This window comes from Planococcus ruber, assembly GCF_022819085.1.
Classification (GTDB): Bacteria; Bacillota; Bacilli; order Bacillales_A; family Planococcaceae; genus Planococcus; species Planococcus ruber.
On sequence record NZ_JALHAG010000001.1, the window covers coordinates 413,247 to 425,915 of the forward strand.

At 45.2% G+C, this 12,669-nt stretch carries 12 protein-coding genes and 1 riboswitch; of the genes, 11 read left to right on the forward strand and 1 reads right to left on the reverse strand.

What is annotated here, in order from left to right; translation table 11 throughout:
• Positions 1 to 62 precede the first annotated feature (62 nt).
• The 8 genes from resA (at position 63) to MTR82_RS02035 (ending at position 8,875) form a co-directional block, all read left to right on the forward strand.
• Positions 63 to 617 (forward strand): thiol-disulfide oxidoreductase ResA, encoded by a 555-nt coding sequence (resA, locus tag MTR82_RS02000; RefSeq protein WP_407674801.1) that lies wholly within the window; start codon positions 63 to 65, stop codon positions 615 to 617.
• Positions 618 to 631: 14 nt separating this feature from the next.
• Positions 632 to 2,281 carry a cytochrome c biogenesis protein ResB gene (gene resB / locus MTR82_RS02005; RefSeq protein WP_052651370.1) on the forward strand — a complete coding sequence of 550 codons (1,650 nt, stop codon included), beginning with the start codon at positions 632 to 634 and terminating at the stop codon, positions 2,279 to 2,281.
• Positions 2,278 to 3,474: a c-type cytochrome biogenesis protein CcsB gene (gene ccsB / locus MTR82_RS02010; RefSeq protein ID WP_052651371.1), complete on the forward strand. Its 1,197-nt coding sequence runs from the start codon at positions 2,278 to 2,280 to the stop codon at positions 3,472 to 3,474. The genes resB and ccsB overlap by 4 nt, the downstream gene beginning before the upstream one ends.
• 145 nt (positions 3,475 to 3,619) lie before the next feature.
• On the forward strand, positions 3,620 to 4,336 hold the full coding sequence (locus MTR82_RS02015; protein ID WP_052651372.1) for a response regulator transcription factor: 717 nt from the start codon (positions 3,620 to 3,622) through the stop codon (positions 4,334 to 4,336).
• Entirely contained in the window at positions 4,329 to 6,110 is a 1,782-nt protein-coding gene (locus tag MTR82_RS02020; protein ID WP_246807519.1) for an ATP-binding protein, read from the forward strand. The genes MTR82_RS02015 and MTR82_RS02020 overlap by 8 nt, the downstream gene beginning before the upstream one ends.
• Positions 6,111 to 6,155: 45 nt before the next feature.
• Positions 6,156 to 6,689: an RNA polymerase sigma factor SigX gene (sigX, locus tag MTR82_RS02025; RefSeq protein WP_052651374.1), complete on the forward strand. Its 534-nt coding sequence runs from the start codon at positions 6,156 to 6,158 to the stop codon at positions 6,687 to 6,689.
• The gene (locus tag MTR82_RS02030; RefSeq protein WP_246807520.1) at positions 6,679 to 7,881 is read left to right on the forward strand and encodes a hypothetical protein; all 1,203 of its coding nucleotides are present in this window, start codon (positions 6,679 to 6,681) and stop codon (positions 7,879 to 7,881) included. Before sigX ends, MTR82_RS02030 begins: the two co-directional genes overlap by 11 nt.
• 131 nt (positions 7,882 to 8,012) lie before the next feature.
• Positions 8,013 to 8,146: riboswitch (FMN riboswitch) on the forward strand.
• A 147-nt stretch (positions 8,147 to 8,293) separates the two neighbouring features.
• Positions 8,294 to 8,875, forward strand: a complete 582-nt coding sequence (locus tag MTR82_RS02035) for an ECF transporter S component (RefSeq protein WP_052651376.1) — start codon at positions 8,294 to 8,296, stop codon at positions 8,873 to 8,875.
• Positions 8,876 to 8,971: 96 nt separating this feature from the next.
• Here the strand turns inward: MTR82_RS02035 and MTR82_RS02040 are convergent, their stop codons facing one another.
• Positions 8,972 to 9,223 (reverse strand): ferredoxin, encoded by a 252-nt coding sequence (locus MTR82_RS02040; RefSeq protein ID WP_052654464.1) that lies wholly within the window; start codon positions 9,221 to 9,223, stop codon positions 8,972 to 8,974.
• 106 nt (positions 9,224 to 9,329) lie between these two features.
• Here MTR82_RS02040 and MTR82_RS02045 point away from each other — a divergent pair, with 106 nt between their 5' ends.
• The 3 genes from MTR82_RS02045 to MTR82_RS02055 all read left to right on the forward strand — a co-directional run bounded on the left by MTR82_RS02045 (position 9,330) and on the right by MTR82_RS02055 (position 12,602).
• Positions 9,330 to 10,355: a YpbB family protein gene (locus tag MTR82_RS02045; RefSeq protein WP_246807521.1), complete on the forward strand. Its 1,026-nt coding sequence runs from the start codon at positions 9,330 to 9,332 to the stop codon at positions 10,353 to 10,355.
• Positions 10,352 to 11,776 carry a RecQ family ATP-dependent DNA helicase gene (locus tag MTR82_RS02050; RefSeq protein WP_246807522.1) on the forward strand — a complete coding sequence of 475 codons (1,425 nt, stop codon included), beginning with the start codon at positions 10,352 to 10,354 and terminating at the stop codon, positions 11,774 to 11,776. Before MTR82_RS02045 ends, MTR82_RS02050 begins: the two co-directional genes overlap by 4 nt.
• A 79-nt stretch (positions 11,777 to 11,855) precedes the next feature.
• The gene (locus tag MTR82_RS02055) at positions 11,856 to 12,602 is read left to right on the forward strand and encodes a LysM peptidoglycan-binding domain-containing protein (protein ID WP_246807523.1); all 747 of its coding nucleotides are present in this window, start codon (positions 11,856 to 11,858) and stop codon (positions 12,600 to 12,602) included.
• Positions 12,603 to 12,669 lie beyond the last annotated feature (67 nt).

Consider the following 12,669-nt stretch of genomic DNA (forward strand, 5'->3'; position numbering starts at 1 on the left):
CATCCATAACAAGCAGGAAACTTTGCTATAATTGGATTTGCATTCGAAACCTCGAAGGAGGAATAAAATTGAACGAAAAGAAAAATAAGAAAAAGCAAAATAGGCTCATCATGCGATCGGCGATTTTGCTTGTTTTAATTGCTGCAATCGGCTATACGATCTACAATAGTGCGACTGCGGACGACGTCACCGTATTGGAAGTCGGGGACAAAGCGCCTGATTTCGCATTGGCAGATCTTGAAGGCAATGATCATAAATTGTCCGATTATAAAGGGCAAGGCGTATTTTTGAATTTCTGGGGAACATGGTGCAAGCCATGTGCGAAAGAAATGCCGGCGATGGATAGACAGTTTGATGTTTATAAAGACCAAGGCGTCCAAGTATTGGCTGTGAATATTGCCCAGTCCGATTTTGAAGTACAGTCTTTTTCAGATCAATACGGCTTATCTTTCCCGATTGTGATCGATAAAACCAAAAGTGTCATGACTGCTTATAATATCCGGCCGTTGCCGACAACGGTATTGATCAATCCGGAAGGTGAAATTGAACGGATTGTGACGGGCGAAATGACAGAAGAAGATATTAAAGGTTTTATGGAAGAAATCAAACCTGAATAAGGAGTTTTTTTCGGATGGAGAAAAAGCAGTGTCAATGCGGTCATCTAAATCCGCCTGGAACAGTATTGTGTGAAGTGTGCGGACGTTCGTTGACTGAAAAAGAACAGAAAAGCAAGCTAGTAGATATGCGATACGAAGGAACAGCCAGAAGATCGCAAACGTATAACAAATCGATTATCGATAAAGTCTGGAACTTCTTTTCAAGCGTAAAAGTGGGAGTCAGTTTAATTGTCCTGTTGCTTGTGGCAGCAGCAATCGGAACCATCTTGCCCCAAAAAGCATATATTCCGGCTACCACAGCTGAAGAGATCAAAGCCTACTATGCTGATGTCTACGGAAGCGTTGGACGTGTCTATCATTTTCTCGGATTCCATGACATGTACAGCTCTTTCTGGTTTATCCTATTAGTCGGTTTGCTGGCTATTTCCTTGATTGTGGCCAGTTTGGACCGTTTTGTACCGCTCTACCGCTCATTGAAAAACCAGCGTGTGCTTCGGCATATCAGTTTCATGAACAAACAGCGGATTTTCGCAGACGGACCTGGTGCTGAAGACACCATGCAAAAAGCGGAAGAGAAGCTGAAAGAACTGAAATACAAGGTCACGACAGACAAAAACGGGCTATTGGCTGAAAAAGGCCGGTTTTCCAGATGGGGCCCTTATGTCAATCATATTGGATTAATTATTTTCCTTTTCGGGGTCATGCTGCGGATGATGCCGGGCTTTTATGTGGACGAAAGTCTTTGGCTTCGTGAAGGGGAAACAAGAGCCATTCCGGAAGCCCCGGGTTATTCTCTAGAAAACAAAGGATTCCAAATGGAGACTTATACAGGAGAAGATGACGAAGCAGTCTTTAATGAAGCAATTGACCGTGTTGGGTCAGTAGCGAAAAATTATCAGACAGACATCGTTCTTTATCAGAAGCCTGAAGACAGTTTGCCAGGAGCCGCGGATCTTGAAAAAGTGAAGGAATCTTCCATCCGAGTCAACGAACCGTTGAAATTCGATGGATATGCTATTTATCAAATGGATTTTCGTTTGGATGAGCTGAAGGCTATGCGTTTTGAGTTGACGAACAAAGAGTCGGAAGAGTCGTTAGGCGAATTGACGATCGATTTGATCAACCCTGAAAAAACCTATGATTTAGGAAATGGGGCAGCCGTTAAATTGTTGGGCTATTATCCTGATTTTTCCGGTTTTGAAAACGGCGAACCTCAAACGGCTACGCCGCTGCCAAACAACCCAGGCTTTTTGGTGGAAATGACAACACCGGAGACACCGGACGGGGAAACCAGTTTCATTACCATCAAAAATACGGTGGAACCGTTTGGGGAAAACCAATATAAACTTGCTTTCCAAGCAGCGGAAACTCGTGATGTCTCCGGATTGACCATCCGCAAAGACCGCACTTTGCCGATTCTTGGTTTAGGCGGATTGATCTTTATGATCGGGGTTGCGCAAGGGATGTACTTTAACCACCGCCGTTTCTGGATTCAGCAAAAAGCGGATGGCGAGATCATTTTAGCCGGCCATACCAATAAAAACTGGTTTGGCTTGAAGAAAGATCTTGACCAAGTAACGGAATATGCATCGCTTCCTGCATATGTAGACCAGCAGGAAGAAATCGAGAAAGCAGAGAAACTGGAAAGTGAGGAACAATCATGAGTTTAACTGATTTAAGCGGAAATCTGCTATACGTTGCCTTTTTTGCCTATTTAATTGGGGCAATTGTATTCGGAGGAGCCGTAAAAGGAAATAAAGAAAGAACCAGTGAAGGTTCTTTTAAGTCCGAAAGCCGATGGGGCAATATTGCATTTGCCATCACGATTCTTGGCTTTCTCGCCAACTTAGGGTATTTCTTTACCCGCTGGGGCGCGACTGGACATGCGCCACTCAGCAATATGTTCGAATTTACGACGGCATTTGGCATGACACTTGTAGCGGGATTCATCGTCATTTATGCGATTTATAAAACGCCGATTGTCGGAATGGTGGTTTTGCCGGTTGCCTTATTGATCATCGCATTTGCGAGCATGTTCCCAAGTGAAGTTAGCCCATTGATTCCGGCGCTTCAGTCAAACTGGCTCGCGATCCACGTAAGCACGGTTGTGTTGGCTGAAGGAGTGCTCGCCATCAGTGCCGCTGCCGGATTGATCTACTTGTTGAAAGTAGTAGATTTGAACAAAAAATCCAAACAGCGCTTCTGGCTGGAAGCCATTATGTATTCGTTGATTCTTGTCATCGGATTTGTCGTAGCCAGCTCTTATTTCTCATTGACAGGCTATGAATCCGAATTTGCATATGTGGATAAAGAAGGCAAAAATGCCGAAATTACGTACCACATGCCCGCTATTTTTGGTATGCACCAGTACGAACAGCTTAATGAAGACAAGATGACGCCGCTCATGGAAACACCTGCAGTAGTCAACGCCGGCAAATTGACAACGGTAATGTGGTCATTAATTGTCGGAACCATCATTTACTGGTTGATCCGTTTGATTGCGCGCAGAAGAATTGCAGCGATCTTTAAACCGTTTGTCAAAAATGTAAACCTGCAGCTAATGGATGAAATCGGCTACCGGGCCGTCATTATCGGCTTCCCGCTCTTCTCATTAGGCGCATTGATCTTCGCCATGATCTGGGCGCAAATCGCCTGGTCCCGTTTCTGGGGCTGGGACCCGAAAGAAGTATGGGCGCTTGTCACTTGGCTGTTCTATGCAGCTTATCTCCACCTCCGCCTCGGAAAAGGCTGGCACGGAGAGAAGTCGGCATGGCTGGGCGTGGTCGGTTTTGCGATTATCATGTTCAACTTGGTAGCGGTCAACTTGATCATTGCCGGTTTGCATTCTTACGCATAATGGAGAAATGCGAAAGCAGCCATTTAGTTTCGCTGCTTTCGCTAAATGATGAAAAGCCTTTTCCCATCGGAAAAGGCTTTTTATTTATTTTTACAAATGTTGACGGTACAATGAAGACGAAGAGACAAAAGTTGGAGGGGTTACGATGTCAGAAGAGATTACGATTTTGGTAGTAGATGACGAAGAAAGAATCCGAAGATTATTGAAAATGTACTTAGAGCGTGAAGGCTATATAGTAGAAGAAGCTGAAAACGGTGTGCAGGCACTGGAAATGGCTATAGAAAAAGATTATCACTGCATCTTGCTGGATTTGATGATGCCGGAAAAAGACGGCATTGAAGTCAGTACGGAATTGCGTGAGAAAAAAATGACTCCGATCATCATGTTGACAGCCAAAGGGGAAGAGGCGAACCGGGTGGAAGGGTTTGAATCGGGTGCAGATGATTATATCGTCAAGCCTTTTAGTCCGCGTGAAGTAGTGCTGCGGGTGAAAGCGATACTTCGCCGATCTTCCGCTTATTCATCTATTGCCAATTCATCCGTTTCGAAAGATTTGGTCGTCTTCCCTCATTTAACGATCGACCACGATGCCCACCGAGTCACAGCCGATAATGTGGAAGTGAATCTGACTCCGAAAGAATATGAATTGCTTTATTTCCTGGCAAAATCACCGGATAAAGTATTCGACCGTGAGCATTTGCTGAAGGAAGTTTGGCATTACGATTTCTTTGGAGATCTGCGGACCGTCGATACCCATGTCAAGCGGTTAAGAGAAAAATTAAACCGGGTCTCTGAATCTGCAGCGAAAATGATTGTCACGGTTTGGGGCGTCGGCTATAAATTCGAGGTAAACAATGAATAGAATATGGAATAGTGTTGTCGGGAAGCTGTGGATCACCATACTGCTTCTCGTTTCATTTGTGCTGTTTATTGTAACGGTGCTGCTGCTTGAATTTCTGGGGAATTACCACAGCGAAGCAGTGGAAGAAACTTTGAACAAAGAAGCGGCTACCATAGCCAGGATTTTTAATGACCACGGGAACTTGAATATCTCGCTGACGGTCATCGAAGATATCCTGGGTCCAGAAACGAATGCCGTCATCGCGGAAGTGCCTTTTGAAAGTTCCTATTATATCCATGACGGCAAAAATGGCGATGAAACAAGAGAGAAAATCCTGAATGAGCCTGCATTCCAAAAAGTTTTTGAAACGGATGAAACCGTCATGAAGGAAATGCTCTTGCCTTCGCTGACTGAAGAAAAACGGATGGAGTCCTTTATTGTATTGGCGAGTCCGCTTCAAACAGGGGATCAAGTCCACGGTACGGTCTTTATCTATCAATCGCTGGAAGTGATGGACCGGACAGCGAGCCGCACCACGAATATTGTTTTTCTTTCCGCATTTATTGCCTTTATCTTAACGACAGTTTTTGCTTTTTTTCTATCTTCGAGAATCACGTCCCCTTTGCGGAAAATGCGTGAAGGTGCGTTTGAACTTGCGAAAGGGAATTTTGATACAAAAGTCGAAGCTGCATCTCGGGATGAAATCGGCCAATTGGCAACCGCCTTCAACCAGATGGGCCAACAGTTAAAGCATCATCTGGAAGTGATCGGGCAAGAGAAAGAGCAATTGTCGAGTATTTTAACTTCGATGGCGGATGCGGTCATCACCTTTAACCAGGACCGGACGATCTTGCTTAGCAATCCGCCGGCGGAGAAATTATTGCAGCAATGGCTCTTTAAAAACGGCCCTGATAAAGGGCAGCCGCTTCCCGCAGAGCTTCTCCATATGCTTGAGCATGTCCTCGATTTCGAAGAAGAAATCGAAGAGGAACTGGAAATCAAAGGTGCTTATTACGGCGTTTCTTTCAGCCCGCTTTACAGCGGCAACTCGATCCGGGGTGCCGTTGCCGTTTTGCACAATATGACGGAGCAGCACCGGCTGGAAAAGCTGAGAGAAGATTTTATCGCCAATGTCTCCCATGAATTGCGTACGCCGATTGCCATGCTGCAAGGCTATAGCGAAGCCATTTTGGATGATGTCGGAGCTTCTGAGGAAGACCGCCGCGAAATGACGAAAATCATTTACGAAGAATCCCGGCGGATGGGCCGGCTGGTGACAGACCTTCTAAATTTGGCCCGGATGGAATCCGGCCATATGCGCTTGTATAAAGAATTGGTCCAATTAAATGGGATTGTGGAAAGAATGACGATGAAGTTTTCTCAAGCGGCAAAAGAAAACGGTATCCGCTTATCGTTTGAAACGGAGATGGATGATTGGGCTGCCGCCGAGCTTGATGAAGACCGCATTGAACAGGTCATGACGAATTTGATCGACAATGCAATGCGCCATACGCCAGAAGGCGGAGAAGTCATGGTGAAAGTCGAACAAGAGCAGGGATATGCCAAAATTTCCGTCAATGATACCGGAGTCGGAATTCCTGAAGAAGACCTTCAATATGTCTTTGAACGGTTTTACAAAGCCGATAAAGCTCGGACGCTAGGAAAAGGCGGAACCGGCCTCGGATTGGCGATTGCCAGCAACATCATTGACTCCCACGGGGGCAAGATTTACGCAGAGAGCAAAGTAGGCGAAGGCACTTCCTTCATTTTCTTGTTGCCTTTGAAAAAGATGTAACTTTGCGGGTCTGAAAAACGACGAATCTAAGAACGGGGGGAGCATATGAATGACTCCGTTTTCCATCGGCTTTACGATGAGTATCACCAGGACGTCTTTCAGTTTCTAATATACTTAGTGAAAAACCGGCATCTGTCGGAAGACTTGATGCATGAAGTCTATATACGCGTGTTTAAAGCATACGACCGGTTTGAAGGGAAGAGCTCTGAAAAAACGTGGCTTTTTTCCATTGCGAAAAATGTCGCAATTGATCATTTCCGGAAAACAGCGGTGCGCCAAAAGCATTCGATGGATTATTTTGACTGGGAGACCCAGCAACTGGTTTCTTCTGAGAAAATACCGGAAGAAGTTTCGTTATTGAATGAAGACAAAATTCTGCTCTATAAAACGCTGGATTTGTGTACAGGTGACCAAAAAATGGTCATCATCATGCGCTTTTTCCAAGATTTATCGATTGCTGAAACAGCAGAAGTCCTTGGATGGACCGAAGGGAAAGTAAAGACGACGCAACACCGTGCAATTAAGTCGCTACGTGAAAAATTATCCTCTATGGAAGGGGGAGAAGCGCATGCCGAATAAGCAATGGGACGACGACCAGATTGAAAGTATGCTGAGAGAGTTCCCAAAAATTAAGGATGAACGGCCTAAGGAAGAAGTGTACATGCGGCTAAACGAAAAAAAACCTGTGAAAACAAAAACCAAACGTTGGCTGCCATTATTGGTGGCGGCTTTGGCGTTTATCACAGTCGGTGTTTTAATCGCATCTATTATCAGCCAAAATGGCATGGACTCCGCGTCCGATTCCAGCGGTTCGGAAAGTGCCAAAGACGAAGCGGCTACTTCAGACACGAGTCGACTGAATGATCAGGCCTCGCCGGAAGCGGAAAGTTCAAATGACGCTAATTCAATTGAAAGTTTCGGAACCGAAGAAAGTGCCGCATCTGCCGGAATCCAGGCAGTTTACGAAGAGGATTTGGCGGGCAACACGCTGTTCACTATGGGATTAACCGAAAATGCCTTTGTCATTCCGGTTTCTTTCTTAATTCCGGATGCTCAGATTGCCCGTGATTTTTCTCAGGAAAACCCGACGTCCGTTGATTTATACAATCGCTATGCGGGCCAATTGGATGAGCAGGCTTACGGATTCGAAGAATACCATCCTATGCTTGGAAGGCTTTCCGCAAATGGCCGCATAGCAGAACATATGCTGCCGGAGGACCATCAATACGATTTGGCTTCAGCAAGCATTGAAGTCTATACCAGAACCCTTAAGGAAACGTTCAAAGACATGGATGAAATCGTAGTGGCCGATGAACAGGGAAATCGGGCTGAATTCAGTCAGGTAGGGATCCTTGAGCCGGTTAAACCGGCTCCGGAAAAGCATGCTTTTTATTCCTATACAACTGCAGGCGGCGACACGTATTCAGTACCGGATTACGGAATGGACTATGAATCTGCTCCTGAAGCACTGTTGGCAATGAAAAATTCGCCCAATGATTTTCTCGAAAATCCAATTTTGCAAGAGCTGGAATTTGAAGTTTTGGAGAAAGAAGAATCAGTGGCGGTTACTTTTTCTGAGCCGTTGGATTTAAACGGCTTTGATGAACAGGCCGTTCGTCAAATGATTGAGAATGTTTCATTGACGGCGAAATCGTTTGGAAAACCGGTCGAATTCTCCGGAATGGAGCAAACCGAATGGCAAGAATTTAATTTGCAGGAACCGCTTCCTGTGCCGGTAGCTCCTAACCAGCTTCAGTGGCCCTTGAATTAAGTCTGGATTGCTTTGAAAATGGGGGCAGCGGACAAAAATAAAAAGAAAATATAATTATTAGGCATAATGTGAAGCATTTCTGTTTACATTATGCCTTTTTTCTACTAATATTAGGACATAACAAAATATCGATTCATCTTCGGGGCAGGGTGCAATTCCCTACCGGCGGTAATTGGACAGCAGTCCTTAAGCCCGCGAGCCGTAAAAAGCAGGATTTGGTGAGATTCCAAAGCCGACAGTATAGTCTGGATGGGAGAAGGTGAAGGTGCGGACGTGTATCGTTTTCATATAAACGGAACGCTATTTTAAGTGTGCCTTTTCTCCCTTAAGTGATTTTTCGCTTAAGGGATTTTATATGGAGCAGCATGGTCCAAGCCTTTCTTCTGGTGAATCACGACAAGGAGAGAGGAATATGAAGAACAAAAAATTACAATCCATGATTGTAATCGGAATGTTGAGCAGCATCTCATTTATTTTAATGCTCTTTAACTTCCCATTGCCGGCATTGCCAGCGTTTTTGAAAGTGGATTTCAGTGACGTGCCTGCGTTAATCGCCGCCATTACAATGGGGCCGGTGGCCGGTGTCCTAGTAGCATTCTTTAAAAACGTATTGGACTGGCTATTTGCAGGAAGCCCGACTGGAGTGCCGGTAGGGCATTTAGCGAACTTTGCGACAAGCCTCTTGTTTATCACGCCAGTTTACGTGATCTATCGCAGAATCGCTTCTAAAAAAGGCATGATCCTCGGTTTAACTGCCGGAACATTATCGATGGCAATCGGGATGAGCGTCTTGAATTACTTGGTGTTCTTGCCGATGTACACTTATTTCTTAAATATGCCGGCTGAAACAGGCAGTGCGTTGTTTGGCACAATCGTTCTTGGCATCCTGCCGTTCAATCTGATTAAAGGAATTGCACTTGCTGCTGTGGTCTTATTGATCTTCAATAGCATGTATTCCTGGATTGAAAAACAGCGGCTTTATTATCAATCATAAATGACCAAAGCGGCGAAGGGAGACCTTCGCCGCTTTTTTATTTTGGCATCAAAAAACGCATGCCAGGCGGAAAGCCGAGCATGCGCATATGGTAAATTAATCTTCGTATTTTAACGGATTGCCTTCAAACGGAGCATCTGCAACTTTGATGGAGTCAGTCGGGCAGCCTTCGAATGCATCTTCCATGTCTTCTTCCAATTCGTCTGGAACTTGCTCAGTCCCCATGTTATCATCTAGGATAACAAATGCAATTCCTTCGTCGTCGTAGTCATAGATATCAGGTGCAGCAGCTCCGCAAGCGCCGCAAGCGATACAAGTATCCTTATCGACAATGGTATACTTAGCCATAATCATTTTCCTCTCCTTTATCTCCGAACAAGTTCAGTTATACTATCGTATTCATTCTAAAGAAGTTTGTTGAGATTTTCAACCAATAAAGCTAGGGGGACCGCTCTTGTTATTTGATGAACTCGTCATCACCATCATGAAAAGCATAAATCTGGAGCGGACATTGTCGGCTCCTTATCACATCATCAAAGGGAAAAAATCCGGCCAGACCATCCAGGATATCGGGTATTATCATTTGCATCCTTATTTTGCGCTGATGCCGAAATTGGAAAAAAAGGTCTACGATCAGACGGTTAGAAGCTTGATCGACCAAAAATACATACGCTTCAATGAAGATGTCATAGATTTGACGGAGCAAGCGTTGGCGATGCCCATACCTTCCTCAAACTTAAACGGCTGGAAATACAGGGGAAATGAAATGATATTTTTCAATCGCCTGTCTTTAGTGGTTCAAACCCTATCCCATACGAGCCAATCGGTCAATAAATTCGATCCGATCGATAATTCCGATGTCATTCAGGCATGGGTAAAAAGATATTTAAAGGCCATCCAGTTTCGGAAGTTGGCTTCAGTCTCAAAATTCAAGTCGGAAATTCTGGATAGTCTGCTAGCTGTGGCGTTAAGCGATGACCATAAAAATACGCTGATGCAGCGTCTAAGCGGTTTTGGCCGGAGCGGGATGACGTGGGAGCAAATAGCGGATGTTCAAGGGATACAGGTCTTGGATGCCCAATTGCGTGTGATTGAAGCCTTACATGCCTGGCTGGAAGTGATAGAAGAAAAACGCTATCCCTTTTTACATGCGATGAAAGTAAATATCGTCGAATTATCTTCATTGACAGAATCCACCCGAAGAACAGAAAAACTTTTCAAAGAAGGATATTCATTGGCTGAAATCTCTTCAATCCGGCACTTAAAATCCAGTACGATTGAAGACCATTTCGTCGAACTTGCCATGAACGATCCCCTATTTGATTATTCGGCATTCCTCAGTCCTGAATTGTACGGCGAAATCATAAAAATCAGCCAAGCCGAGCAGACGAAACGATTGCGGAACATCAAAGACAAAGTTCCGGCGGCCAGTTATTTCCAAATCCGCCTCGCATTGGCCATAAGGGAGGACGCGCAATGAAACTGGAAGAATTGCTCCATCAAACTTACGGATTTACATCTTTTCGGCCTGGCCAAAAAGAGATCATTGAACAAGTTATAGCGGGAAGAGATGTAATCGCTTTGCTGCCTACCGGCATGGGCAAGTCGATGTGCTATCAATTGCCGGCTTATGTGCTGCCTGGCAGTGTGCTGATCGTGTCGCCGCTTCTGTCCCTTATGCAGGACCAAGTCGCGCAGTTGAAGAAAATGGGCGAAAAATCCGTGGTGGCGCTCAATTCATTTTTGAAGCGTGAAGACAAAGAGAAAATTTGGCAGACGCTAAACCAATACCGGTTTATTTTCATTTCGCCGGAAATGCTCGTACAGCCTTTTGTCAAGAGGCAATTGGAGCAGCTGACGATTTCACTTTTAGTGGCTGACGAAGCGCATTGCATTTCTCAATGGGGCTTCGATTTCCGTCCGGATTATTTGCGGATTTCTGAAATTCTGCCCGCATTAGGCCATCCGCAAATTTTGGCATTAACTGCCACAGCTACAGCCAAAGTCACGAACGAAATAAAAACGTATTTAAAAATCAGCGACCCGTTTATCTATACCCATCCGATGGACCGGAAAAATATCGCCTATGATATCAAGCGTTTTGAAAATACGGGAGAAAAGCTTCAATGGCTCCAGGAGTTTGTGCGGAAGTTTGAAGGGCCGGGCATCATCTATGCCGGAACGCGAAAAAAATCACAGGAACTCGCTGCTCTTTTAAATGAATCCGGGATTTCAGCTGCTTATTATCATGGGGGCATGGAGCACCAGGACCGGATATTTGTCCAGCAGCAATTTCAAAATAAGGAATTGGAGTGGGTCTGTTCAACAAATGCATTCGGCATGGGCGTCCACATCCCGGATATTCGCCACGTCATCCATTATCAATTGCCGACTTCGATCGAAGGATACGTACAGGAAGTCGGAAGGGCGGGACGCGATGGGAAACGGGCCCTCGCCACTCTTTTGCTGGCGCCAGGCGACGAAGGGCTTATGGAAAGCATCGTCCTGGAGGACCTTCCGACAAAAAATGAAATCTACGAAGTCCACCAGTCGCATGACCCGAAACGGTTAATCAGCGATGGAATTGTGCGTGAAACGGCTTACCGGGTCGTTGACTATTGGCTAAAACAATTAACTGTTGAAGAGACGTACAAGCAAATAGAGATGCTTCAACAGGAAAAAATGAAGCAAGCCGGAAAAATAAAAAAACTCGTAACCATTACTTCCTGCATACGTCAATATCTTATAGAGAGTTTTGACCAGGAACTGGACCAAAAACCGGAGAGCTGCTGTGTGAACGACTGGATCGATTATGAGGTTTTCGAGCTGCGCAATGAGACGGGTAAAAAGCGGGATCTGCTGAGTTGGCAAAATCGGCTAAATGCACTATTGCCATTATGACAAACTATGGAAGCCTCGTTTACAAACTGGATATTTTTCGGCATAATAAAGATATTAGTTAAGATAGGGGTAATCTACTATGGGAAAACAGAATTATCGTGAATCAGTTGAAAAAGACCGACAGGAAATTGCCGTAGAACGAAGTGCCGCTCCGTCAAGAAGAGCGCAGCGGAATGCAGTAAAAGAAAAACCGAAGAAAACCAAGAACATGTTATTGCCGGCTTTATTTTTCATTTTCATTTTAATCCCTGTTACCATTCTGTTTTATGTGGCCTTCTTATTTGAACCCGATGATACCTTGCCGACAGATGAAACTGCGAACGAAGTAAGTGTGGAATCAGGATCGGCTTCGCCGGATGTGGCTGTGATTCCTGGTGAAGATGAAGAACAGGATGAAACTGCGGCCGATGAACAGGCGGAAAAAGAAGCAGCAGCGAAAGCACAGGCTGAAAAAGAAGCGGCAGCGAAAGCCCAGGCTGAAAAAGAGGCGGCAGCAAAGGCACAAGCTGAAAAAGAGGCAGCAGCGAAAGCGCAAGCTGAAAAAGAAGCAGCGGCAAGAGCACAAGCTGAAAAAGAGGCAGCAGCAAGAGCACAGGCCGAAAAAGAAGCGGCGGCAAAAGCACAAGCTGAAAAAGAAGCAGCTCAAAAGCAAACCCCTCCGGCATCCGGAAAAACCCACACAGTCCAAGCAGGCGAAACGCTTTACCGCATAGCTGTGAATACGTATGGAGCAGCTGGAGCCAGCGCGGGAGTAGAAAAGATCAAACAGGCGAATGGATTGCCTTCGAACGAAATCAGCGTAGGCCAGACTTTAGTCTTGCCTTAATAAAGGAAATCCAGCGGTGCACGTCGAAATACAGTTAAGAGTGTCAAGAATCTAAAGTAGAGGTGAA

Coding starts and splice junctions, on each gene's coding strand:
- MTR82_RS02015 (WP_052651372.1), top strand. CDS start 3,620: ATGTCAGAAGAGATTACGATTTTGGTAGTAGATGACGAAGAAAGAATC.
- ccsB (WP_052651371.1), top strand. CDS start 2,278: ATGAGTTTAACTGATTTAAGCGGAAATCTGCTATACGTTGCCTTTTTT.
- MTR82_RS02040 (WP_052654464.1), bottom strand. CDS start 9,223: ATGGCTAAGTATACCATTGTCGATAAGGATACTTGTATCGCTTGCGGC.
- sigX (WP_052651374.1), top strand. CDS start 6,156: ATGAATGACTCCGTTTTCCATCGGCTTTACGATGAGTATCACCAGGAC.
- MTR82_RS02050 (WP_246807522.1), top strand. CDS start 10,352: ATGAAACTGGAAGAATTGCTCCATCAAACTTACGGATTTACATCTTTT.
- MTR82_RS02035 (WP_052651376.1), top strand. CDS start 8,294: ATGAAGAACAAAAAATTACAATCCATGATTGTAATCGGAATGTTGAGC.
- MTR82_RS02020 (WP_246807519.1), top strand. CDS start 4,329: ATGAATAGAATATGGAATAGTGTTGTCGGGAAGCTGTGGATCACCATA.
- MTR82_RS02030 (WP_246807520.1), top strand. CDS start 6,679: ATGCCGAATAAGCAATGGGACGACGACCAGATTGAAAGTATGCTGAGA.
- resB (WP_052651370.1), top strand. CDS start 632: ATGGAGAAAAAGCAGTGTCAATGCGGTCATCTAAATCCGCCTGGAACA.
- MTR82_RS02055 (WP_246807523.1), top strand. CDS start 11,856: ATGGGAAAACAGAATTATCGTGAATCAGTTGAAAAAGACCGACAGGAA.